Raw genomic sequence first — 20,657 nt, 5'->3', positions numbered from 1 at the left:
GCTCACGTCAAGAGCCAACGGCGCTGATTCTGCTGCGATGCAGCATTAAAACTAACAAAGCTGCCTTTGCAATTGTGCCGCCAATGCCTCCGCATCGCCGCGAACGACGATTCGCTTCAATCGCGCGCCCGCCCCCGCCGTCAGCGTCATCTGCGAGCGCGAGGTCTGGAGCTCTTTGGCGAGGAGCGCGATCAGCGCAGCATTGGCCTCGCCTTCGCTGGGAGCGGCCCGAACCCAGGCCTTCAATACCTGTCGGCCGTCGGCCAGCGTCTCGATGCCATCAAGACTATCGCGCCCGCCGCGCGGCGTCAGTCGGATCGCGATCGCAAGCCCGTCCGGCGTAACGGACCAGGCGGCCATCCGGCTAGAAGACGTTAGGGTAGATGTAGCGCTGGATCACGCTCTGGATGAAGAAAATCGCCAGCAATAGGATGATCGGCGAGATGTCGATGCCGCCGAGATTGGGCAGCATATTGCGGATCGGTCGGAGCGCCGGCTCGGTGATGCGGTAGAGGAAATCCCAGACCGTCGAGACGAACTGGTTGCGCGTGTTGACCACGTTGAAGGCGATCAGCCAGCTCAGCACCGCCGAGGCGATCAGCAGCCAGACATAGAGGTTCAGCGCCAGCATCACGACGTCGAGAACGGCACGCATCGAGTAGCATCTCCGAGAAGACCGGGCGCTCCGCCGGAGCCACCCACAAAACTCCTGTCGCAAGCGATTGACAGAAGCGCGACGCAGGGCCTAGAAGGCCAGCGCCTTGGGGGCTGTAGCTCAGATGGGAGAGCGCTGCAATCGCACTGCAGAGGTCAGGGGTTCGAATCCCCTCAGCTCCACCAGGCCCGACGACTGATCGTCGATTTCCCAAACTCAATCGCTGAATTGCCTCGAGCGATAGCTTTGGGCGCAGGCGCTTGCGCTGCATACTATCGGGCAATCGGCCCGAACCGCCCGGCAGCGCGACGATGACCCGCTACCCCATGTTCAACCCGCAGCTGCTGCAGAGCTTCGTCGCGGTCTGCGAGAGCATGAGCTTCACCCGCGCCGCCGAGCGGGTGTCGCTGTCGCAGTCCACCGTCAGCCAGCAGGTCCGGCGGCTGGAGGAAATGCTGGGCAAGCCTCTGTTCGAGCGCAATCCGCATCAGGTGCAATTGACCGAGGAGGGCAGCCGGCTGCTCAGCTATGCAAGGCGCATCCTCGCGCTTCACGAAGAGGCGCATGACGCGCTGACCGGGTTCTGGCGCGACGGCGTGCTGAGACTCGGCATGCCCGAGGATTTCACCGTTCCGACAGCCGGCCTCTTGGCGCAGTTCAGCCTGGCCGAGCCGCATCTGCGTCTCGACGTGACCAGCGGCCTCAGCGCCGACCTCTATAGCGCCTATGAGCGCGAGGAGCTCGACCTCGTCCTCGTCAAGCAGCGCCGTCGCCAGCCGCCGCGTGCGGCGCGGCCCGAACCGCTGCTCTGGCTCGACAGCCTGGCCCATCCCGCCATCGAGCGGGCTCCTGTGCCGCTTGCCGTGTTTCCGCTGAACGGGCTCTACCGCGAAGAGCTCTGCGAGACATTGGACGGCCTCGGCATGCGCTGGCGCGTCAGCTACGCCAGCACGAGTCTGGCTGCCCTCACGGCGGCCTCCGCCGCCGGTCTCGGTCTGACATTGCTGCCTGCGAGCTGCCGGCAGCAAGGCCACCGCGTGCTGGGAACGGCGGAAGGGCTGCCGGAGGTCACCGGCTTCGAGCTGGCGCTCTACTACCGCGACAATGCCCCGGACGCGACAACAGCCCTGGCAGAGACGCTGGCCACCTTCTGCGGACTGGAACGATAAGGCGATGTCCCGGCGCATCGCTGGCTATCGTCCTGACTACGTCGATCATTGCCGAATCGAATGATCATCATGGGCAAAGATCGCTGCCAATGCTGACGAGCCTCCCGTAGACCGGAGCCACAAGCTCACAGTCAGATCGGGGAAACACCATGGGCAGCGTGCAGCACCAGAGCCGCAGGGGCTTTCTCATGCAGACCGGCCAGCTCACAACCTCGGCGGCGGTCATCGGCTTGGCCGGTAGCGCCCAGGCGGCGCCGGGCAAGGCCGGGAAGGACGTTGCCGAGACCGGCGTCACCGCACTGACCGACCGCCACTACTATCTCGGCGGCGTCCGCCTCGAAGACGGCTTCGACTATGACGGCGAGGTCGTGGTCGGCACCCGCACCGGGCTGTATACGCTGGAGATCAAGGACGGGACAATCGCCGCGCTGCATCCGGCCGGCGCAGCCCTCTCCGCCACGCTGCCGCGCTATGACGCCGCCGGCCAGCTCGCCTTGCCGGCGATGCGCGACATGCACATCCACCTCGACAAGACCTTCTATGGCGGCCCTTGGCAGGCGCCGCGTCCGCGCCAGGGCAAGACGATCATGGATATGATCGCGCTGGAGGAGAAGCTGATCCCGACGCTGCTGCCGACCTCGCAGGAGCGTGCCGAAGGCCTGATCGCCCTCTTGCAGTCGAAGGGCACCACCACCGCCCGCAGCCATTGCAACATCGACCCGGTCAGCGGGCTGAAGAGCCTGGAGCATCTGCTGCTCGCGCTCGAGAAGCATCGTGACGACTTCTCCTGCGAGATCGTCGCCTTCCCGCAGCACGGCCTGCTGCATTCCAAGGTCGACGGGCTGATGCGCGAGGCCATGAAGATGGGCGTGCAGCATGTCGGCGGGCTCGATCCGACCAATGTCGACAAGGCGATGGAGAAATCGCTCGACGCGATGTTCCAGATCGCGCTCGACACCGGCAAGGGCGTCGACATCCACCTGCACGAGACCGGCCCGTCCGGCGCCGCCGCGGTCACCTACATGATCGACACGGTCGAGAAGAACCCGGCCCTGCGCGGCAAGGTCACGATCAGCCATGGCTTTGCGCTCGCGACCATGGCGCCCGGCCTGCAGGCCGAGACGATCGCGCGCCTCTCGGCCCAGAAGATGACGATCGCCTCGACCGTGCCGCTCGGCGCCCTGACGATGCCCCTGCCGCAATTGCAGGACAAGGGTGTTTTCGTGATGACCGGCACCGACAGCGTCATTGACCATTGGTCGCCCTTCGGCAGCGGCGACATGCTGGAGCGGTCCTATTTCTACGCGCAGGTCTACCGGAATTCCGACGAGTTCCGCCTGTCGCGCTCGCTCGCCATCGCCACCGGCGGCGTGCTGCCGCTCGACGACGACGGCAAGCGCGCCTGGCCGAAGGTCGGCGACGACGCCGGCTTCACTTTGGTGGGCGCCAGCTGCTCGGCCGAAGCGGTCGCTCGCGTGCCGACGCGCAGCGCCACCTTCCATCAGGGGCGCATGGTCTATGGCAGCGTCGGCAAGGCCTGAGGCTTCACAACGCTCGACCAAGTGATGGTGCGCCCGGCATCCGGGCGCACCGCGCGGTCTTCAGCTCAGCCCTTGAGCTTGGTGTTGCACTGGCTCCAGTAGCCGCCGCCCTTCTCGATCCACTTCAGATCGCCATTGGCATTGGCCGCCTTGTTGGCGTTGTACTGGTCGACGCAGGTCTTGAGGCGCGCCTTGCCGGCCGTCTCGTTCGAGTACTTCTGCGACACAGCCTTCGGGAATACGGCCGCCTTGGCCTTACCGGCGGGCTTGGCCGGGGTCGTCGCGGCCGGCGTCGCAGCCGGAGCATCCGTCACGGCTGCCGCCGCATCATTGTCAGAGGCGTCGTCATCGGCGCAGTTGGCCTTGCGGAAATCGTTCCACTTCTGACCCTTCAGCGTGTTCGCCTTCTTGGCGTCCTGATACTTGGCGCTGCACTCTTTCATGGTCAGGGCCGAGGCTGGCGCGCCGGCTAGAGCCATGGTCATCAGAGCGAGGGCGGTGGAGAACAGAAGCGTCTTCATGAGCAGTCTCCCTAGATCACGATGCTTTTGGATCGACCCGATCCAAAATCATAGGACGCGATCGATTCTAGAACCTTAGAGCAGGGTGCGAAAAACCGGTTCCCACTTTTTCGCACCTGCTCTAGGCGATGAGTCGGACTCGCCGCGGCGAGCTTAACCAACGATGGAAATCTCTGCCATCGCCCTGCGGCAACATCTGGGCCGCCCGGACGTTTAGAGTCCCGGTCAACACAAAGGATCAGATCATGAAGACATCCATTCTCGCCGCCGTGACCGTCATGGCCCTGGGTCTGGCCGCGTGCTCGACGACGGAGGAGCGTATCGGTGGTGCGGCCGTCGGTGCCGGAACGGGCGCGGTCGTCGCCGGGCCGGTCGGCGCAGTCGTTGGCGGGGCTGCCGGCGCCGTCACCGGCCCCACCGTGGCTCGCACCACGCGACGGGCGACGCGTTAAACTCGACCGGCGGCGGAACCCTGCCGCCGCTCTTTCGTTTCGACCACTGAAGCCATTCGAGCCCATGGAGTCGAACGATGGACAACGACAAGCGCCTGCCGCCGGACGTGCCCTCCAACGAGGATGAGATCGACCGCGCGACGGGCAGCGTCGCGGCACGGGCGGCCGATCTCGCCAATCGCACGGCCGAGACCGTCAAGGATGGCTATGGCCGGGCCAGGGAGAAATTAGCCGAGATCGATCCGCGCGAAACGCTGCGCGATGCCGGCCGCTATGCCCAGGAGACTGGGGAGGCGGCCGTTGAAACGGTCGAGCGCCATCCGCTCGCGGCCTTTGCGGTCGGAGCGCTCAGCGTCGGCCTGATCGCCTGGGCGATGACGCCTCGCCGTTCGAGCTGGCAGCCCGACACATCCGGCTGGAGCCGGATGCTCCGTGACTACAGCGATCAGGCGCTGCGCGCCGGGCGCGATCTCGTCGGCAGCGGCCGCGAGCAGCTCGATCGCGGCCGCGATTATGCCACGCGCGGGCAGGACTATCTCGACATGGGCCGCGACTATGCCCGCGAAGGCGGTCAGATGCTGATGAAGCGCGGCGAACGCGAACCGCTCGCCGCTGTGGTCGGCGTCGGCCTCGCACTCTATGTCATCGGCTCGCTGCTGAGCAGCAGCGGTGGCCAGTCACAGCCCGCAGCGCGTCGCCGCTCGAAACGTTGATCGGCCAGCAGGCGTCAGTTCCGGCGGGAGGCCTTCTCCGCCTGCCGGGCCGCCTGCTTCTCGGCCTCGCCGGCGCGCACCAGGCTCTTGATCGTAAGCGGGCGCCTGCCCGACTTCTCGGCGATGACGCGATCCTGCTCCTGGATGGCGTCCAGGGCGGGATCGTCACCATCGATCCCGCCGAGCAGTTCGCTCGGCACGCGGCGATTGGAGCTGCGCGAACCGTCCTCGTAGAAAACGTCGAACAGCACGAAGGAAGCCTCGAGCGGCTTGGATTTCTTGCGGGCCATGGGTCGATCCTATCGGTTGGGCGATCGTCCGGCCGCTACGCTCGTGGCGGGGCCGGATGATCGTGGAGCCGCGCTAGGCAGCAGAAAGCGATGGGGGCGAGGTAGACCCGTCCGGCCGGCAAGGCAAGCCGGAACGGCATCTTGCTGGTTGCCGGCCTATGTCAGGCTCAGCGTCTCCACGATCTCGGAATCGAGCACGAGGTCGTCACGGGCGCCCATCAGCCAGAGCCGATCGGCGGTGAAGCGCAGGACCGGCCGGTCCCACCAATGCTCGATCAGACCAGAGAGCGCAGCCGCCTCGGCAGCGTCGAGGTCGTCGCTCAGGTTCCAGATCCCCACGACATAGAGATCGCTGGTCAGCCGCCCGAGCGCCCGCTGCAGGAGATGGAGGGCGTTCTGTCCGTCCCGACGCTCCGGATAGAGCCGCAGATAGAGCCGGCCGCGATTGACATTTCCCGAGAACAGGCCGCGCAATTCCATGGCGACCGGCCCGATACGCGACAGAGCCTCGCGCGCCGCAGGATCGATCAGCGACGGCGCGCCGATCGAGAGCGAGCCGCACACCGTCGCATGCAGCTTGGCCTGCCGCCTCGTAACGATGTCCCAGGCGATCTTGCTTGCGAACGGTGCCTGGCGCAGCGCCTGCTCCAGCTCAAAATAAGCCGGCGCCTCCTGCAAGCCCGGTGTCGGCACCACCAGTGAGTAGATGGGCGGGTGCCGGCCATTGTCGTAATGCGTGCCCTCCTTGCGCGCGATCGCCCTGGGATGGGCGGGGTCGATCAGCGGCAGATGCGCCAGGCGGTAGCCATCGTCGAGAGCCATGCCGGCGCCGGGCGCGAAAGCCGTGCGGCTGCTGAGATAGGCGAGCTCTTCGTCGCCGATCAGGTCGATCCCGGCCGCCGCGTTCACGCCTTCAGCATCCACTCATGCGCGGGGTCGTTGTGGAATTTCCAGATCCGCTTCGGCCCGGCCATGACGTTGAGATAATAGAGCTCGTAGCCATGCGGCGCGCCGACCGGGTGATAGCCCCTCGGCACCAAAACCACGTCGCCGTCCGAGAATGCCATGGTCTCGTCGAGCGAGCGGTCGTCGGTATAGACGCGCTGGAAGCCGAAACCCTGCGGCGGGTTGAGGCGATGGTAATAGGTCTCCTCAAGCAGCGATTCAGCCGGCAGGTTATCCTGGTCGTGCTTGTGCGGCGGATAGCTCGACCAGCAACCCGAGGGCGTGATCACCTCGACGACGAGCAGGCCGTCCGCGCTTTCCGTCTCGGGCAGGATGTTGCGGACATGGCGGGTGTTGCTGCCCTCCCCGCGCGTCAGCGCGCCGACATCGGCGGGCGTGATCACACGCGCCGGCCGCGCGCCAGCCGCGCCAGGCGCCGAGCAGATCGCGAGCTCGCATGGCCCCTGCGCGGTGACGCTCCACTCCGAACCCGCCGGCACATAGAGCGACCAGGGATCGGGCTCGAAGGGCGAGGAGCGCCCGCCGATCACGCCGAAATCCTTACCCGCGGCGCTGGCCGAGACCTTGCCGGAGAGCAGGACGAGGCAATGCTCCCTGTTGCCGGTCTGGCGCGACAGGCTCTGCCCGGCGGCAAGCTTGTGCACGGCGAAGCCGACATGCCCCCAGCCGGCCGTTTCGGGCGTGACCTCGTGGATACGCCCCTCGGCATCGGGCGCCTGTGGCTTGACCAGCAGCTTCGACATGCTCGTGCCCGGGCTCAGGCGAGCCCGGCCTCCTTCAGGCTCTGCTTGAGATGGGCGACGCCCTTCTTGGCATAGGTCAGCGGGTGCGCCTTCTCGGGGTCCTGCTCAGCCTCGACCACGACCCAGCCGGAATAGCCCGGCAGCGCCTTGAACACCGCGGGGTAGTCCACCATGCCGTCGCCCGGCACGGTGTAGACGCCGAGTTCGGAGCCCTTGCCGAGGATGGCGTCGAGGAAGCTCCAGTCCTCCTTGCGCGCCTGCTCCATCACGCCCTTGCGCACATCCTTGGCATGGACATGGCTGATACGCGACCGGTAGCGCCCGGCGAGCTTGACCGGATCGGCCCCGCCCCAGGTCGCATGGCCGGTGTCGAGCAGCAGATGGGCCGCCTCGCCCGTCGCCGCCATGAAGGCGTCGATATCCGCCTCGCTCTCGACGATCGTGCCGATATGGTGGTGGTAGACCAGCCGGACGCCCTCGGCGAGCGTGCGCTCGGCGACCTCGGTGATCCTGCGGCCGAACTGCGCCCAATCGCCCGCTTCCAGAACCGGCCGCTGCGACAAAGGCTTCAAGCGGTCGCCATGGATCGCGTTCGAGGTCTCGGCAAAGACCAGCACGGTCGAGCCCATCGCCTTGAGCAGGTCGAGATGGGCACGCAAATGCTTCATCTCCTCATCAGCGTCGCGCTTCAGCAATTCGGCCGAATACCAGCCGGAGATACAGGCCATGCCGAACGGATCGAGCGCCGTCTTCAGCGCATTGGGCTCGCGCGGGAATTTGTGGCCGAGTTCCATGCCGACGAAGCCGGCTTCGCGGGCCTCGGCCAGGCAGGTTTCGAGCGGCGTCGCGCCGCCGATGTCCTGCAGATCGTCATTCGACCAGCCGATGGGATTGGCGCCGATACGGATAGGCATATCGTCCTCTTTGATCAGTTGTCGCGCGCGGCTAGCGCGCCGTCATAGCGCTTGCGCGCTGCCTTGACCTCGTCGCGTACCGAGACCTCGGGCACTGCCACCTCCCACCAATGCCCGCCGGCATCGGTCGAGATCAGCGGATCGGTATCGATGACGATGACGCTGGTACGATCATGGCCGCGCGCCTCCGCCAGTGCGGTCTCAAGTTCAGCCAAACCGGCGACCTTGCGCGAGATGGCGCCCATCGCGCCGGCATGCGCGGCAAAGTCGATCTCCGGCAGCGTCTCGTGGCGGGTGTCGCGCAGGAGGTTGTTGAAGGGGGCACCGCCGGTCGCGTACTGCAGGCGGTTGATGCAGCCAAAGCCGCGATTGTCGAGCACGACGATGGTCAGCTTGACCCCGAGCATCACCGAGGTCGCGATCTCCGAGTTCATCATCAGATAGGAGCCGTCGCCGACCATGACGAAGACCTCGCGCGCCGGGTCGGCGAGCTTGGTCCCCAAGCCCCCGGCGATCTCGTAGCCCATGCAGGAATAGCCGTATTCCATATGGTAGCCGCCGGGCGCGCCGGCCTGCCAAAGCTTGTGCAATTCGCCCGGCAGGCCACCGGCGGCGCAGAGCACGACATCGCTCGCCCGGCTCTGGCGCTGCACCGCGCCGATCACCTGCGCATCGCTCGGCAGCGCCTGGTTGCTCGCCGCAGTATAGCGTTCAGCGGTCGCTAGCCAGGCGTCGCGGGAAGCCTGTGCCTGCGACGTCCAGCTGACAGGCGCCTTCCAGCCGGCGAGCCCGGCTTCCAGCTCGGCGAGCCCGGCCTTGGCGTCCGCAACAAGCGGCTGTGCGCCGTGCTTGCCGGCGTCGAAGGCTTGCGTGTTGAGCCCGATGATCCGGCAGTCCGGATCGGCGAAGAGCGCGCGCGAGCCGGTGGTGAAATCCTGCAGGCGCGTGCCGACCGCGAGCACGACATCGGCGCTCTTGGCGGCGTCGTTGGCAGCGCCGGTGCCGGTGACGCCGATCGCGCCGAGATTGAGCGGGTGATCATGCGGCAAGGCGCTCTTGCCGGCTTGCGTCTCGGCGCTGGGGATGCCGTGCGCCAGGCAGAAACGGGCGAGCTCGCTCTCGGCCTCGCTATAGAGCGTGCCGCCGCCAGCGACGACCAATGGCCGCTTCGCAGCTTTGAGCAGCTCCACCGCCTGCGCCAGCTCCTGCTCGTCCGGACGCGTCCGGCGCGGCTGCCAGATCCGCTCGGCGAAGAAGCTTTCCGGATAATCATAGGCCTCGGTCTGCACGTCCTGGCACAGCGCCAGCGTCACGGGCCCGCATTCGGATGGATCGGTCAGCACCTGCATCGCCCGCTCGAATGCCGGGATCAGTTGCTCCGGCCGGGTGATCCGGTCGAAATAGCGCGAGACCGGACGGAAGCAGTCATTGGCGGAGACGGTGCCGTCGCCGAAATCCTCGATCTGCTGCAGCACCGGATCGGGCCGGCGCCCGGCGAAGACATCGCCCGGCAGCAGCAGCAGCGGCAGGCGATTCACATGGGCGACGGCGGCGGCCGTCACCATATTGGTCGCGCCCGGCCCGATCGAGCTCGTCACCGCCATCATCCGGCGCCGGCGCGAGGCCTTGGCGAAGGCGATTGCGGAGTGCGCCATCGCCTGCTCGTTATGGGCCCGCAAGGTCGGCAGGATGTCGCGCGCGCCATGCAGCGCCTCGCCGAGCCCGGCGACATTGCCATGGCCGAAGATCGCCCAGACGCCGGCGAAAAGCGGCAGCGTGCGGCCGCCAACCACCGTCTTCTGCGCGGCAAGCGCCGCCACCAGCGCCTGCGCCATGGTGAGCCTGATCGTGCTCATCGCAAATCTCCTCAGCGGCCTTGCCAGGCATCGACCAGTCGGCCGAAGCGCTCGGCCATCATCGCGGTCGCGGCCTCGTCGTCGAGCGTCCCCGCAAGCCAGCCGCGCGCCGCCTCGCCGAAGATCGAGCGCCCGACCGCGAAACCCTTCACCGTCCTGGCGGTCTGCGCCAGCCGGAACGCAGCCTCCAGCTCCGGCAGCGGCGCGTCGAGCCCGAGCAGCACGACGCCGCGGCAATAGGGATCGTTCTGCGCGATCACAGCATCGACCGCGGCCCAGGCTGCTGCGCTCGGCTGCCCCTCGAGCTTCCACCAATCCGGCTTGATGCCGATGTCGTAGAGCCGGCGCATGACGCTCGCCATGGTGTCGTCGCCAACCGGGCCATTCTTCGAGCAGATGATCTCGACCAGCAGCTCGCGGCCGACCTGCCGGCAGGCGAGCGCGACGCGCTTCAGGGTCGCCTCCTGCTCGGCCTTCAGCGCCGCATCGTCGTCGGGATGGTAGAAGGCCAGCACCTTGGCGACATGGTCGACCGGCCATTCGTTCAGCGCAGCCCCGAGCGAGCCATCCGCATCGGTTTCGAGGCGCAGCGGCCGCGAGCCCGGCACTTCCAGCGGCCGTGCCACCCAGAAGCCGTGATCCCCGGCGCGGAACAGCGCCTCGCGGCCATGGCGCCCGTCGAGCAGCATGCCGAAGCCCTCGGCTCCCCCAGCGATCCGCGCCGCGGCATCGACGGCAAGCCGCTTGAAGGCCGCGATGCGCTCGTGCGGCACGCCGGCCTCATCCGCCATCGCCTCGACCTGGGAGCGGTGGTCGATGGCAAGCGCCATCAGCGTCGCCGCTTGCGGCCGGCGCGTCGTCGCCCAATGGACATGGTTGATCGCCACGTCATGGCGCAGCGCCCGGTGCGGCGAGCCATGCTTCAGGAAGAACTGCAGCTCTGCGAAGGTCGGGCTCTCCGGCGAGCAGAGCAGGCGCGAGACGGCGAAGGCGCCGCAGGCATTGGCCCAGGTGCAGCAGGTCTCGATCGGCTCGTCGCTGAGATAGCCGCGCAGGAATCCGGACATGAAGGCATCGCCCGCCCCCAGGACATTGTAGACCTCGACCGGGAAGCCCGGCCCCTTGATCCCGTCCTCGATCGAGGCAGGGATGGCTCCTGGGAAAACCACACAGCCCATCGGCCCGCGCTTGCAGACGATCGTCGCCTGGCTCAGGGCGCGGATATTGCGGATCGCGGCGAGCGTGTCCTCCGAGCCCCCGGCAGCGTGCAATTCCTCCTCGGTACCGACGATCAGGTCGCAATCCGGCAGGATCGCCTGGAGATGCTGGGTCACGCTGTCGGAGCGGATATAGCGCTCCTCGCCGGCACCATGCCCGGCGAGCCCCCAGAGATTGGGCCGGTAATCGACGTCGAACACGACCTTGCGGCCATGCTTGCGGGCGAGCGCGATCGCCTTGCGCTGCGCCTTGGCGGCGTTGGGAATGGCGAAATGCGTGCCGGTGACCACCACCGCCTTGGCCGAGGCGATGAAGGCCTCGTCGATCTCGCTCTCGTCGAGCGCCGCGTCGGCGCAATCGGTGCGGTAGAAGATCAGCGGAAAGGTCTTCTCGTCGCGCACGCCGAGGATGACCAGCGAGGTCAGGCGCTTGGGATCGACGACGACGCCCTTGGTCTCGACGCCCTCGCGCTGCAACTGCTCCAGGATAAAGCGGCCCATCTGCTCGTCGCCGACGCGGGTGATCACCGCCGATTTCAGGCCGAGCCGCGCCGTGCCGATCGCGATATTTGTCGGACAGCCGCCGACCGCCTTGGAGAACGAGCCCATATCCTCCAGCCGCCCGCCGATCTGCTGGCCATAGAGATCGACCGAGGACCGGCCGATCGAGATCAGGTCGAGCACGGGTTCAGGCATCGGGACGGGCTTTCTCGGCGGTGCCGACGGCGAGCGTCATGGCGAGTGCGAAGGTGGCCGACATCGAGCGGAAGGCGCCGTAATCGGCCTCCTCGACTTCGAGCCAGAGCGAGCAATGCTGGGCGAGCGGGCTGAGCGCGCTGTCGGTGATCGCGATCACCGGAATGCCCTTGGCATGGGCCTGAGCCGCGATTCCGACCGTCGTCGGCGTGTAAGGAGCGCAGCTCACCGCGATGACGACGTCGCCCTTCCGGGCGATCGCTGCCTGCTCCGGTCCGAGCGCCGCGATATTGTCGACCAGCACGGCGCGGATGCCGAGCTTGCCGAAGGCATAGGCGAGATAGGACACCACCGCGAACATCCGGCGCGCGCCGACCAGGATGATCGTCTCGGCCTCGGCAAGTAGGTCCGTCGCCTTGTCGATGTCGCGATAGCGGACGGTCGTTTGCAGCCGCGTCAGCGAGCTGCGGCTGGCCTCGACGAAGCCGTCGAGCAGCACCTGCGCCATATTCGGCCCGGCAGCACCTTCGTCGCGCAAGGCCGCCAGCCGCTCGCGATAATCGGGGAACTGCTGGCGCAGCCGCGAGCGGAAGAGCTGCTGCAATTCGCTGAAGCCGGAATAATCCAGCGCCTGGGCGAAGCGCACCAAAGTCGAGGCCTGAACCCCTGCCTGCTGCGCCACCTGCGCAGCGGTATTGAGCGCCATGTCATCAGGGTTGGCAAGCGCATAATCGGCGACTTGCCGCAGGCGTTTCGGCAGGCTCGGCCCGCGCTCGCGCAACAGGGCGACGAAGCCGTCGAAATCGTCTCTTGGCGTGTCCTGCTGCACGGGCGATGTCATCGGGAACAGGGGCTCTCATGGCCTTGACTTGTGCCGGTAGAGAATGGAATGTTTGTTCCATTAGTCAAGCGCAATAAAAATAATGTGCCATTGTGACAGTGGCGCGCCCAGGGAGAAGCCGAGTTGCCTGAGCCGACTAACTTCAGCCGCGCGCTCGACGGCAAGGTCGCCGTCGTCACTGGCGGCAGCCAGGGCCTCGGCGAGGCGGTCGCCCGCGAATTCGCCGCGCGCGGTGCTGCCGGCCTCGTCCTCACCGGCCGCAACCGCGAGCGCGGCGAAATGGTCGCCAACAGCCTGAAGGCCGCCGGCTGCAACGCCCACTTCCACGCCGCCGATCTGGCCGATCTCGACGCTGTCCGGAAGATCGTCCCGGCCGCCGAGCAAGCTTTCGGCCGGCTCGACGTCCTCGTCAACGCTGCCGGCGACACCGACCGCGGCACGATCTTCGACACCAGCCCCGAGCTCTATGCGCGGATCATGGCTGTCAACCTGACCGCGCCCTTCTTTCTGATCCAGGACGCCGCGACCTTGATGCGCAAGCAGGGCATCCAGGGCAGCATCGTCAACATCCAGTCGATGTCGGCCCATGGCGGCCAGCCCTTCCTCGCCGCCTACAGCGTCTCGAAGGGTGCGCTGGCGACGCTGACGAAGAACGCCGCCTATGGCCTGTTGGCCGACCGCATTCGCGTCAACGGCCTCAACATCGGCTGGATGGCGACGCCGGGCGAGGACGCGATCATGCGCCTGCGCCATGACGCGCAGGATGGCTGGCTGGAGAAGGCAGAGGCTGGCCGTCCCTTCGGCCGCCTGATCGATCCGCGCGAGGTCGCCAAGGCGGTCGCCTATCTGGCGTCATCCGAATCGGGGCTGATGACCGGCTCGAACATCGACTTCGACCAGACCATTCTCGGCGCGCACGACTGAAGCGCCGGAGCACTCTCGAACTGCAGGACCACGGACGTGATGAGATTTGGATTGCTGGGCGCCGGCCGGATCGGGCGCATTCACGGGCTCAATGTCGCGGCGCGCTCCGATGCGCAGCTGGTCGCGCTTTCGGACGCCTCGGCCGAGGCGTCCGCCTCGCTCGCCCAGGCCTCCAGCGCCAGGGTCGCCAGCACCGAGGCGATCCTCGCCGATTCCGGCATCGACGCCGTGGTGATCTGCACCCCGACCGATACCCATGCCGACCTGATCGAGGCTGCCGTCTCGGCCGGCAAGGCGGTGTTCTGCGAGAAGCCGGTCGATCTCGACGCCGGCCGCATCCGCCGCTGCCTCGAAGTCGTCTCGAAGTCCGGCAAGCCATTGATGATCGGCTTCAACCGCCGCTTCGATCCCAACTTCGCCGGCCTCGAAGGCCGCCTGCGCGCGGGTGAAGCCGGCGAGATCGAGATCGTCACCGTCATCTCGCGCGATCCCGGCCCGCCGCCGGTCGAGTATGTGAAGCGCTCGGGCGGTCTCTTCCGCGACATGATGATCCATGATTTCGACATGGCCCGCTTTCTGCTCGCCGAGGAGCCCGTCGAGGTCTTCGCTCTCGGCTCGGCGCTGGTCGATCCGGCGATCGGCCAGGCCGGCGACGTCGACACCGCCGCCGTGCTGATGCGCACCGCGAGCGGCCGCATCGCCCAGATCTCGAACTCGCGCCGCGCAACTTACGGCTACGACCAGCGCATCGAGGTGCATGGCTCGAAGGGCATGCTGCGCGCCGGCAATATCCACGAGACCACGGTCGAGATCGCGACCGGGGCCGGCTTCCGGGCCGATCCCGTGCAGAATTTCTTCCTGGAGCGCTACGCCGCGGCCTATCGCGCCGAGCTCGACGCCTTCGTCACCGCCTGCCGCGACAAGCGCGCGCCCTCCCCGTCGGGCCTCGATGGCCTGAAGGCCCAGGTCCTGGCCGATGCCGCGACCGAATCCCGCCGCACCGGCAAGCCGGTCGCCGTCTCGCTGGAATCGCTGTGATGACGCCTGCGGAGCTCGACCTGCGCCAATACGCGGTACTTGGCCTCGTCGAGGAGGCGAGCCGGCTGGCGCTCGGCTATTTCGGCCGCAAGGACAGCCTCGGCGTCAGCATGAAGGGCGCGCAGGATTGGCTCACCGTCGCCGATGGCGCAGTCGAAGCGTTCCTGCGTGAGCGCCTCGCCGTGCTGTTTCCGGGTGACGCCGTCATCGGCGAGGAAGGCGGCGGCGAGGCGGCCGATGCGGTCTGGATCATCGATCCGATCGACGGCACCTCGAACTTCGCCCGTGGCGACCGCACCTGGTGCATCTCGATCGGCCTGCTGCTCAACGGCGTGCCCGAGATCGGCATCATCTCGGCGCCGGCGCTGGGCGAGGTCTATCTCGGCCGCCGCGGCCGCGGCGCGACCATGAACGGCGAGCCGATCAAGGTCTCCGGCACGGCCGACATCCGCCGCGCCTATCTCGAATTCGGCTGGTCGACCCGCATTCCCAACGAGGATTATCTCGCCACGGTCGGGCGCGGCTTCGCTGCGGGCGCCTCGGTCAAGCGCTCCGGTTCCGGCGCGCTCGGCCTCTGCCATGTCGCGATCGGCCGTACCGAGGCCTATGCTGAATTGCACATCAATGCCTGGGATGTCGCCGCCGGACTGGTGATCGCGACCGAGGCCGGCGCCGACATCAACGACTTCTTCGCTGGCGGCGCGATCAAGGCCGGCAACCCGGTGCTGTGCTGCACCCCGGAGCTGACGGGCGAACTGGAACGCATCACCGGAATAGTAAGCCGGCACAATAGCCGTTGATCTTTGCCGACGACCGGTCACTATCGACCCAACAAGAACAGACAGAACCAGATATCGGGAGGAAGACCATGCAGAAACACCACTGGCTTCGCGCCGGACTATTCGCGGCCGCCGCGAGCGCGGCCTTCGCCGCTGCTCCGGCCCAGGCCCAGGGCTCGCTCGTCATGTATTGCGGCGTGCAGGAGGAATGGTGCCGCGCCATGAGCGGCGCCTTCGAGAAGGAGACCGGCATCAAGGTCGCGATGACCCGCAAGTCGGCCGGCGAGATCTATGCCCAGCTCAAGGCGGAATCGTCCAATCCGCGCGGCGACATCTGGTGGGGCGGCACCGGCGACCCGCATCTGCAGGCGGCCGAGGAAGGGCTGACGCAGGAATACGAATCGCCCGCCAGCAAGGACCTGCACGAATGGGCGCTGGCGCAGTGGGAAGCCGCCAAGAAGCGCTCGGTCGGCATCTATGCCGGCGCGCTCGGCTTCGGCTACAACACCCAGCAGATCAAGGCCAAGGGCCTTGCCGAGCCCAAATGCTGGGCCGACCTGCTCGATCCCAAGCTGAAGGACGACGTCCAGGTCGCCGACCCCAACTCCTCGGGCACCGCCTACAACCTGCTGGCCACGGTCGTGCAGCTGATGGGCGAGGACAAGGGCTTCGACTATCTCAGGAAGCTGCACAAGAACGTCAGCCAGTACACCAAATCGGGCGCGGCCCCGGCCAAGGCGGCGAGCCTCGGCGAGACCGCCGTCGGCATCGTCTTCATCCATGACGCCGTCGTCTTCGCCGTGCAGGGCGACCCGATCAAGGCCGTCGCACCCTGCGAGGGCACCGGCTACGAGATCGGCTCGATGTCGATCATCAAGGGCGCGCGCAATCTCGACAACGCCAAGAAGTTCTACGACTGGGCCCTGACCCCGGCGGCACAGGCGCTCGCCGCGCCGGCCAAGTCCTATCAGGTGCCCTCGAACAAGAACGCGCCGGTCCCGGCCCAGGCCCCGAAGATGTCGGAGATGAAGCTGATCAAATACGACTTCGTCAAATACGGCTCCTCGGCCGAGCGCACCCGCCTGTTGACGAAGTGGGACAAGGAGATCAAGGCGCTGCCGAAATGAGCGCACGCTGATCGCTGACATCCGAGACGAGAGGCGAGAGACGATGCGTCCCGCGACGAGGCTTGCGCTGCTGGCCGGCTGGCTCGGCTATGCGCTCATCCCCTGGTACCTGCCCGAGGGGATGAGCCTTTCCGGTTATCCGTTCGGCAAGGCGGGCACGGCGCTGGCGCTCGTGCTCTCCGGGGCGGCACCCTGGCTCGCCCCCGTCGGCATCGCCCTCGTCCTCGCCAGCCTGCTCGCCTTCCGGCAGGAGAATGCCGGCACCGGCAAGCTCCTGGCCTGGATCGGCTTTGCCGGCCTCGTCGTCTTCTTCGCCCAGGGCTTTGCGATCACGCTCAAGGATCAGGGCATGCCGGCGCTGGCGGCCCTGCTCGGCGGGGCCGGCGCGGCCCAGCCCGGCATGGGCTTCGGCGCGCTGATAACCCTGGTCTCGCTGCTGCTCCTGCTCTGCCACGGCCTCGCCTATCGCGGCCTGTGCCGTGGCGACCTGTTCACGACCTCCTCGATCGGCATCGTCATCATGCTGATCGCGCTGTTCATCTTCCTGCCGGTCGCGGTGATCCTGCGCAGCGCGCTGGTCGATTCCAGCGGCGCCCTCGTCCTCGGCGAGTTCGTCGAGCGCTTCTTCAGCCCGACGATCTGGGGGCTCGGCTGCCTTTCCGCCAACACCAATTGCGGCGTCGCCTGGAACACGCTGATCCTTGCTGTCCTGACCGGCCTGATCACTACCCTGCTCGGCCTCGCCTGCGCGCTGCTGATCCTGCGCACCGGCATGCCCGGCAAGCGCGCCATGCGCCTGCTCACCGTGCTGCCGATCATCACGCCGCCCTTCGTCATCGGCCTGGCGCTGATCCTGCTCTTCGGTCGTTCGGGCCTGTTCTCGACATTCCTGTTCGAGTGGTTCGGCGTGCCGCGCTCGCGCTGGATCTACGGCCTGCCCGGCGTGCTGCTCGCCCAGGTGCTCGCCTTCGCCCCGATCGCCTTCCTCGTGCTGATCGGCGTGGTCCAGGGCATCGCGCCGAGCCTGGAAGAAGCCTCGCAGACACTCGGTGCCAAGCGCTGGACCACCTTCCGCACCGTGACCTGGCCGCTGCTGCGGCCGGGCCTCGCCAACGCCTTCCTGCTCGGCTTCGTCGAGAGCATGGCCGATTTCGGCAACCCGCTGGTGCTCGGCGGCAATTTCGAGGTGCTCTCGACCAAGATCTTCTTCGCCGTGGTCGGCGCCGCGCACAACCAGGGCCAGGCGGCGGTGCTCGCCATCGTCCTGCTCGGCTTCACGCTCGCCGCGTTCTGGGCGCAGCAGCGCTGGCTCGGCGGCAAGTCCTACACCACCGTCACCGGCAAGGGCGATTCCGGCCTGCCGACACCGTTGCCGCGTCGCATCACCTGGATCTCCGCCCTCGTCATCGGCCCGTGGGTGGCGCTGACCGCGGTCATCTACGTCGTCATCCTGATGGGCGGCTTCGTCAAGACGATGGGGCGCGATCACACCCCGACGCTGCAGCACTACATCACCGGCTTCTCGATCGACTTCAGCCGCGGCCTCCATTTCGACGGCTCGGCCTGGCCGTCCTTCTTCACCACTTTGAAGTTGTCCATCATTGCGGCGCCGCTGACCGCGATTATCGGCCTGCTGACCGCCTATCTTTTGACCCGCCAGCGCTTCGCCGGCCGCGGCGCGCTCGAATTCGCGACCATGCTCAGCTTCGCCATTCCCGGCACCGTGCTCGGCGTCGCCTATATCCTCGCCTTCAACGTGCCGCCGGTCGAGATCACCGGCACCGGCCTGATCCTCGTCATCGCCTTCGTCTTCCGGAACATGCCGGTCGGCGTGCGCTCCGGCATCGCCGGGCTGTCGCAGATCGACAAGAGCCTGGACGAGGCATCCGCGACGCTCTCGGCCCGCAGCTTCACCACGCTCTGGCGGGTGGTGCTGCCGCTGCTGCGCCCTGCCCTCGTCGCCGCGCTGGTCTACAGCTTCGTGCGCAGCATGACGACGGTCAGTGCCGTGATCTTCCTGGTCTCGGCCGAGTACAACCTCGCCACCGCCTATATCGTCGGCCGGGTCGAGGCCGGCGAGTTCGGCCTCGCCATCGCCTATTCCTCGGTGCTGATCGTGGTCATGGCGCTCGGCATCAGCCTGATCCAGCTCGGCGTCGGCGAGCGCAAGCTCGGCCGGCGCGGCACGACCGCCCTCGCCTCCTCCGCCGCCGAGCCGATCAAGTAAGGATACGTTGCAGTCATGCCCAAGGCCGGCCCCGCCTCCGTCGAATTCCGCAATGTCAGCATGCGCTATGGCGCGGTGACCGCGGTCGACAATGTCAGTTTCTCGATCGAGGCCGGCAAGCTGGTGACGCTGCTCGGCCCCTCCGGCTGCGGCAAGACCACGACCTTGCGCATGATCGCCGGCCTGGAGATCGCCAGCGACGGCCAGATCCTGATCGGCGGCAAGGACGTCACCCGGCTCTCCGCCGCCGATCGCGACGTCAGCATGGTCTTCCAGTCCTATGCGCTCTTTCCGCATATGAGCGTGCTGGAGAACGCCGCCTATGGCCCGACCGTGAAGGGCCTGCCCAAGGCCAAGGCACAGGAGATGGCGCTGGAGAAGCTGGCGCTGGTCGGCCTCAAGGGCTTCGAGAAGCGCTACCCGTCCGAACTCTCGGGCGGCCAGCAGCAGCGCGTCGCCGTCGCCCGCGCCCTGGTGCTGGAGCCGCAGGTGCTGCTCTTCGACGAGCCGCTCTCCAATCTCGACGCCAAACTGCGCCGGCGCGTGCGCGAGGAGATCCGCGAGCTGCAGCAGGCGCTCAACCTCACTGTCGCCTATGTCACGCACGACCAGGAGGAGGCGCTCGCCGTCTCCGACCGGATCATCGTGATGTCGAACGCCCGCATCGCCCAGCAGGGCACGCCGCGTCAGCTCTATGAGGAGCCCGCCGACGCCTTCGTCGCCGACTTCATCGGCGACGCCAACATGGTCGATGTCACCGTCAAGTCGGTCGCGGACGGACGCGCGGAAGTGGCGATCGGCCCGGCGAACGCCTCACTGGTGGCGCGCGGCCTGCAGCCCGGACCGGCCAAGGCGGCGATCCGGCCGCAGAGCCTGCTGGTCTCGCGCCATGAGAGCCAGGGCACCCTGCCCGGCACCGTCCGCAAATGCGCCTATCTCGGCAACCATCTCGACCTGATGATCGAGACCGCCGTCGGCGAGTTGTTCGTCATCAGCAATGATGTCGACGACATGCTGTTGCCGGGCACGCCGGTTTGGCTCTCCTTCGCGAGCTCGGGCGTGATCCTGGTGCCCTGAGCATCCGCGGTCGGCCTCAGCCGCCGACCTGGAAGGAATAGCTCGCGCCGATGCCGACCGAGAACTGGTTGCGCTCCCCCAGCCTGTCGACGAGCGGCGAGTTCCCGGCGTCGCCGACCAGCCGGTCATAGCGGGCGAACACAGTGGTCGAGAAGCTCGGCGACCAGGCATATTCCAGCGACGAGGCGAGGCCGACCGACTTGGCGCTGGCGCCGGGCTTATAGGCGGGAATCGTGCCGTTGAGCGCCGCCTCCGCCGGTAGGACGCCGAAATTGCGACGCATGTACGAGGCGCTGCCGAGCGATAGGCGCGGGCCGATGGCGAAGGTGAAGCTGCCGAGCCTCTCGACCCAGTCGGCCGAGAGATCGGCGACCACGCCATGGTGGCCGTTGAAGCCCTGGCGGATCTCGATGCGGGTGCGCAACCGGTCGGGAACAACCCAGTATTCGGCGAAGACGCCGGCTTCGATCGCCCAGGGCACGTCACGCATGCCGAAGAGCCGGAAGCTCGAGCCGGAATAGCGACCGGAACGATAATTGCCGACGACGCCGACATCGAAGCGGTCGGTATCGTAGATGGCATAGTCGAAGCTGTCGTCCGGCGCGCTGAAGCCGGCGGGCTCGCCGACGCGCCGCCATGAGAGCGACGGCATGAAGGACGGGCTGAAGGCCTTCGCGCCATCATATTTCGGACCGACCTGGAACGAGCCCCCCAGCGTGATGATCCAGCCCTTGGCCGGCGTCGGATCGGTCAGGACCCGCTTGGTGTCGTCGTCATCATCGTCATCGTCGTCATTCGCGCTTGCCGCTCCGTTGGAGAGGGCGAGCAGCACCGCGACCCCGGCCAGGACGGCGGCGCGTGAGCGCCGGCCGCGGGCTGGACGTTCGTGACGGACGAGAGAGAGCATGGGT

The 20,657-nt window shown here is 67.2% G+C and carries 21 protein-coding genes and 1 tRNA gene; 11 read left to right on the top strand and 11 right to left on the bottom strand.

Going from position 1 to position 20,657, the window contains the following annotated elements; translation table 11 throughout:
• Nucleotides 1–51: 51 nt before the first annotated feature.
• Both BMZ69_RS11575 and BMZ69_RS11570 read right to left on the bottom strand, forming a co-directional pair.
• Entirely contained in the window at nucleotides 52–360 is a 309-nt protein-coding gene (locus BMZ69_RS11575) for a DUF167 family protein (protein ID WP_092156788.1), read from the bottom strand.
• 4 nt (nucleotides 361–364) lie between these two features.
• A complete protein-coding gene (locus BMZ69_RS11570) occupies nucleotides 365–655 on the bottom strand; it encodes a YggT family protein (protein WP_092156787.1) in 291 nt (96 codons plus the stop codon).
• A 109-nt stretch (nucleotides 656–764) separates the two neighbouring features.
• On the opposite strand from BMZ69_RS11570, the gene BMZ69_RS11565 reads away from it, so the two are divergent.
• The 3 genes from BMZ69_RS11565 (at nucleotide 765) to BMZ69_RS11555 (ending at nucleotide 3,365) form a co-directional block, all read left to right on the top strand.
• Nucleotides 765–840, top strand: a tRNA-Ala gene (locus BMZ69_RS11565).
• Between the two features lie 126 nt (nucleotides 841–966).
• On the top strand, nucleotides 967–1,824 hold the full coding sequence (locus tag BMZ69_RS11560; RefSeq protein WP_092156786.1) for a LysR family transcriptional regulator: 858 nt from the start codon (nucleotides 967–969) through the stop codon (nucleotides 1,822–1,824).
• A 188-nt stretch (nucleotides 1,825–2,012) separates the two neighbouring features.
• Nucleotides 2,013–3,365, top strand: coding sequence for an amidohydrolase family protein (locus tag BMZ69_RS11555; RefSeq protein WP_244543324.1), 1,353 nt, complete (start codon nucleotides 2,013–2,015; stop codon nucleotides 3,363–3,365).
• Nucleotides 3,366–3,430: 65 nt separating this feature from the next.
• Here BMZ69_RS11555 and BMZ69_RS11550 read toward each other — a convergent pair whose 3' ends face one another.
• Entirely contained in the window at nucleotides 3,431–3,886 is a 456-nt protein-coding gene (locus BMZ69_RS11550; protein ID WP_092156784.1) for a hypothetical protein, read from the bottom strand.
• Between the two features lie 245 nt (nucleotides 3,887–4,131).
• Between BMZ69_RS11550 and BMZ69_RS11545 the strand changes: the two genes are divergently transcribed.
• Together BMZ69_RS11545 and BMZ69_RS11540 are read left to right on the top strand one after the other, a co-directional pair.
• Nucleotides 4,132–4,338, top strand: coding sequence for a hypothetical protein (locus BMZ69_RS11545; RefSeq protein ID WP_092156783.1), 207 nt, complete (start codon nucleotides 4,132–4,134; stop codon nucleotides 4,336–4,338).
• Between the two features lie 77 nt (nucleotides 4,339–4,415).
• Nucleotides 4,416–5,051 carry a hypothetical protein gene (locus BMZ69_RS11540; RefSeq protein ID WP_092156782.1) on the top strand — a complete coding sequence of 212 codons (636 nt, stop codon included), beginning with the start codon at nucleotides 4,416–4,418 and terminating at the stop codon, nucleotides 5,049–5,051.
• 14 nt (nucleotides 5,052–5,065) lie between these two features.
• Here the strand turns inward: BMZ69_RS11540 and BMZ69_RS11535 are convergent, their stop codons facing one another.
• The 7 genes from BMZ69_RS11535 to BMZ69_RS11505 all read right to left on the bottom strand — a co-directional run bounded on the left by BMZ69_RS11535 (nucleotide 5,066) and on the right by BMZ69_RS11505 (nucleotide 12,574).
• The gene (locus BMZ69_RS11535; RefSeq protein WP_092156781.1) at nucleotides 5,066–5,341 is read right to left on the bottom strand and encodes a hypothetical protein; all 276 of its coding nucleotides are present in this window, start codon (nucleotides 5,339–5,341) and stop codon (nucleotides 5,066–5,068) included.
• Between the two features lie 156 nt (nucleotides 5,342–5,497).
• Nucleotides 5,498–6,250 (bottom strand): hypothetical protein, encoded by a 753-nt coding sequence (locus BMZ69_RS11530; protein WP_244543323.1) that lies wholly within the window; start codon nucleotides 6,248–6,250, stop codon nucleotides 5,498–5,500.
• Nucleotides 6,247–7,050, bottom strand: coding sequence for a 5-deoxy-glucuronate isomerase (gene iolB, locus BMZ69_RS11525; protein ID WP_092156780.1), 804 nt, complete (start codon nucleotides 7,048–7,050; stop codon nucleotides 6,247–6,249). The genes BMZ69_RS11530 and iolB overlap by 4 nt, the downstream gene beginning before the upstream one ends.
• 14 nt (nucleotides 7,051–7,064) lie before the next feature.
• Nucleotides 7,065–7,964 carry a myo-inosose-2 dehydratase gene (gene iolE / locus BMZ69_RS11520; RefSeq protein WP_092156779.1) on the bottom strand — a complete coding sequence of 300 codons (900 nt, stop codon included), beginning with the start codon at nucleotides 7,962–7,964 and terminating at the stop codon, nucleotides 7,065–7,067.
• Between the two features lie 14 nt (nucleotides 7,965–7,978).
• Complete coding sequence (gene iolD / locus BMZ69_RS11515; protein ID WP_092156778.1) at nucleotides 7,979–9,820, bottom strand: 3D-(3,5/4)-trihydroxycyclohexane-1,2-dione acylhydrolase (decyclizing); 1,842 nt, start codon at nucleotides 9,818–9,820, stop codon at nucleotides 7,979–7,981.
• A gap of 11 nt (nucleotides 9,821–9,831) precedes the next feature.
• Entirely contained in the window at nucleotides 9,832–11,733 is a 1,902-nt protein-coding gene (gene iolC, locus BMZ69_RS11510) for a bifunctional 5-dehydro-2-deoxygluconokinase/5-dehydro-2-deoxyphosphogluconate aldolase (RefSeq protein ID WP_092156777.1), read from the bottom strand.
• The gene (locus tag BMZ69_RS11505) at nucleotides 11,726–12,574 is read right to left on the bottom strand and encodes a MurR/RpiR family transcriptional regulator (protein WP_175506767.1); all 849 of its coding nucleotides are present in this window, start codon (nucleotides 12,572–12,574) and stop codon (nucleotides 11,726–11,728) included. The genes iolC and BMZ69_RS11505 overlap by 8 nt, the downstream gene beginning before the upstream one ends.
• A gap of 123 nt (nucleotides 12,575–12,697) precedes the next feature.
• On the opposite strand from BMZ69_RS11505, the gene BMZ69_RS11500 reads away from it, so the two are divergent.
• From BMZ69_RS11500 to BMZ69_RS11475, 6 genes are all read left to right on the top strand, one after another.
• On the top strand, nucleotides 12,698–13,498 hold the full coding sequence (locus BMZ69_RS11500; RefSeq protein ID WP_092156775.1) for an SDR family oxidoreductase: 801 nt from the start codon (nucleotides 12,698–12,700) through the stop codon (nucleotides 13,496–13,498).
• 36 nt (nucleotides 13,499–13,534) lie between these two features.
• Nucleotides 13,535–14,536, top strand: a complete 1,002-nt coding sequence (gene iolG, locus BMZ69_RS11495; RefSeq protein ID WP_092156774.1) for an inositol 2-dehydrogenase — start codon at nucleotides 13,535–13,537, stop codon at nucleotides 14,534–14,536.
• The gene (locus tag BMZ69_RS11490) at nucleotides 14,536–15,336 is read left to right on the top strand and encodes an inositol monophosphatase family protein (protein ID WP_092156773.1); all 801 of its coding nucleotides are present in this window, start codon (nucleotides 14,536–14,538) and stop codon (nucleotides 15,334–15,336) included. Before iolG ends, BMZ69_RS11490 begins: the two co-directional genes overlap by 1 nt.
• Before the next feature lie 164 nt (nucleotides 15,337–15,500).
• The gene (locus BMZ69_RS11485) at nucleotides 15,501–16,442 is read left to right on the top strand and encodes an ABC transporter substrate-binding protein (protein ID WP_244543332.1); all 942 of its coding nucleotides are present in this window, start codon (nucleotides 15,501–15,503) and stop codon (nucleotides 16,440–16,442) included.
• Nucleotides 16,443–16,485: 43 nt separating this feature from the next.
• Nucleotides 16,486–18,669, top strand: a complete 2,184-nt coding sequence (locus BMZ69_RS11480; protein WP_092156771.1) for an ABC transporter permease — start codon at nucleotides 16,486–16,488, stop codon at nucleotides 18,667–18,669.
• A gap of 15 nt (nucleotides 18,670–18,684) precedes the next feature.
• The gene (locus BMZ69_RS11475; RefSeq protein ID WP_092156770.1) at nucleotides 18,685–19,746 is read left to right on the top strand and encodes an ABC transporter ATP-binding protein; all 1,062 of its coding nucleotides are present in this window, start codon (nucleotides 18,685–18,687) and stop codon (nucleotides 19,744–19,746) included.
• 16 nt (nucleotides 19,747–19,762) lie between these two features.
• Here the strand turns inward: BMZ69_RS11475 and BMZ69_RS11470 are convergent, their stop codons facing one another.
• Complete coding sequence (locus tag BMZ69_RS11470; RefSeq protein ID WP_092156769.1) at nucleotides 19,763–20,653, bottom strand: MipA/OmpV family protein; 891 nt, start codon at nucleotides 20,651–20,653, stop codon at nucleotides 19,763–19,765.
• Between the last annotated feature and the right edge of the window lie 4 nt (nucleotides 20,654–20,657).

Source organism: Allobosea sp. CRIB-10 (genome assembly GCF_900112185.1).
In the GTDB taxonomy this organism is placed as follows: domain Bacteria; phylum Pseudomonadota; class Alphaproteobacteria; order Rhizobiales; family Beijerinckiaceae; genus Allobosea.
The sequence above is the reverse complement of the archived record's forward strand: the minus strand, read 5'-3'. Positions and strand labels throughout refer to the sequence as shown.

What these genes read in the sequence shown, in the direction of transcription:
- BMZ69_RS11575 (WP_092156788.1), bottom strand. Translation starts at nt 360, where the DNA reads ATGGCCGCCTGGTCCGTTACGCCGGACGGGCTTGCGATCGCGATCCGA.
- BMZ69_RS11570 (WP_092156787.1), bottom strand. Translation starts at nt 655, where the DNA reads ATGCGTGCCGTTCTCGACGTCGTGATGCTGGCGCTGAACCTCTATGTC.
- BMZ69_RS11560 (WP_092156786.1), top strand. Translation starts at nt 967, where the DNA reads ATGACCCGCTACCCCATGTTCAACCCGCAGCTGCTGCAGAGCTTCGTC.
- BMZ69_RS11555 (WP_244543324.1), top strand. Translation starts at nt 2,013, where the DNA reads ATGCAGACCGGCCAGCTCACAACCTCGGCGGCGGTCATCGGCTTGGCC.
- BMZ69_RS11550 (WP_092156784.1), bottom strand. Translation starts at nt 3,886, where the DNA reads ATGAAGACGCTTCTGTTCTCCACCGCCCTCGCTCTGATGACCATGGCT.
- BMZ69_RS11545 (WP_092156783.1), top strand. Translation starts at nt 4,132, where the DNA reads ATGAAGACATCCATTCTCGCCGCCGTGACCGTCATGGCCCTGGGTCTG.
- BMZ69_RS11540 (WP_092156782.1), top strand. Translation starts at nt 4,416, where the DNA reads ATGGACAACGACAAGCGCCTGCCGCCGGACGTGCCCTCCAACGAGGAT.
- BMZ69_RS11535 (WP_092156781.1), bottom strand. Translation starts at nt 5,341, where the DNA reads ATGGCCCGCAAGAAATCCAAGCCGCTCGAGGCTTCCTTCGTGCTGTTC.
- iolB (WP_092156780.1), bottom strand. Translation starts at nt 7,050, where the DNA reads ATGTCGAAGCTGCTGGTCAAGCCACAGGCGCCCGATGCCGAGGGGCGT.
- iolE (WP_092156779.1), bottom strand. Translation starts at nt 7,964, where the DNA reads ATGCCTATCCGTATCGGCGCCAATCCCATCGGCTGGTCGAATGACGAT.
- iolD (WP_092156778.1), bottom strand. Translation starts at nt 9,820, where the DNA reads ATGAGCACGATCAGGCTCACCATGGCGCAGGCGCTGGTGGCGGCGCTT.
- iolC (WP_092156777.1), bottom strand. Translation starts at nt 11,733, where the DNA reads ATGCCTGAACCCGTGCTCGACCTGATCTCGATCGGCCGGTCCTCGGTC.
- BMZ69_RS11505 (WP_175506767.1), bottom strand. Translation starts at nt 12,574, where the DNA reads ATGACATCGCCCGTGCAGCAGGACACGCCAAGAGACGATTTCGACGGC.
- BMZ69_RS11490 (WP_092156773.1), top strand. Translation starts at nt 14,536, where the DNA reads ATGACGCCTGCGGAGCTCGACCTGCGCCAATACGCGGTACTTGGCCTC.
- BMZ69_RS11485 (WP_244543332.1), top strand. Translation starts at nt 15,501, where the DNA reads ATGTATTGCGGCGTGCAGGAGGAATGGTGCCGCGCCATGAGCGGCGCC.
- BMZ69_RS11480 (WP_092156771.1), top strand. Translation starts at nt 16,486, where the DNA reads ATGCGTCCCGCGACGAGGCTTGCGCTGCTGGCCGGCTGGCTCGGCTAT.
- BMZ69_RS11475 (WP_092156770.1), top strand. Translation starts at nt 18,685, where the DNA reads ATGCCCAAGGCCGGCCCCGCCTCCGTCGAATTCCGCAATGTCAGCATG.
- BMZ69_RS11470 (WP_092156769.1), bottom strand. Translation starts at nt 20,653, where the DNA reads ATGCTCTCTCTCGTCCGTCACGAACGTCCAGCCCGCGGCCGGCGCTCA.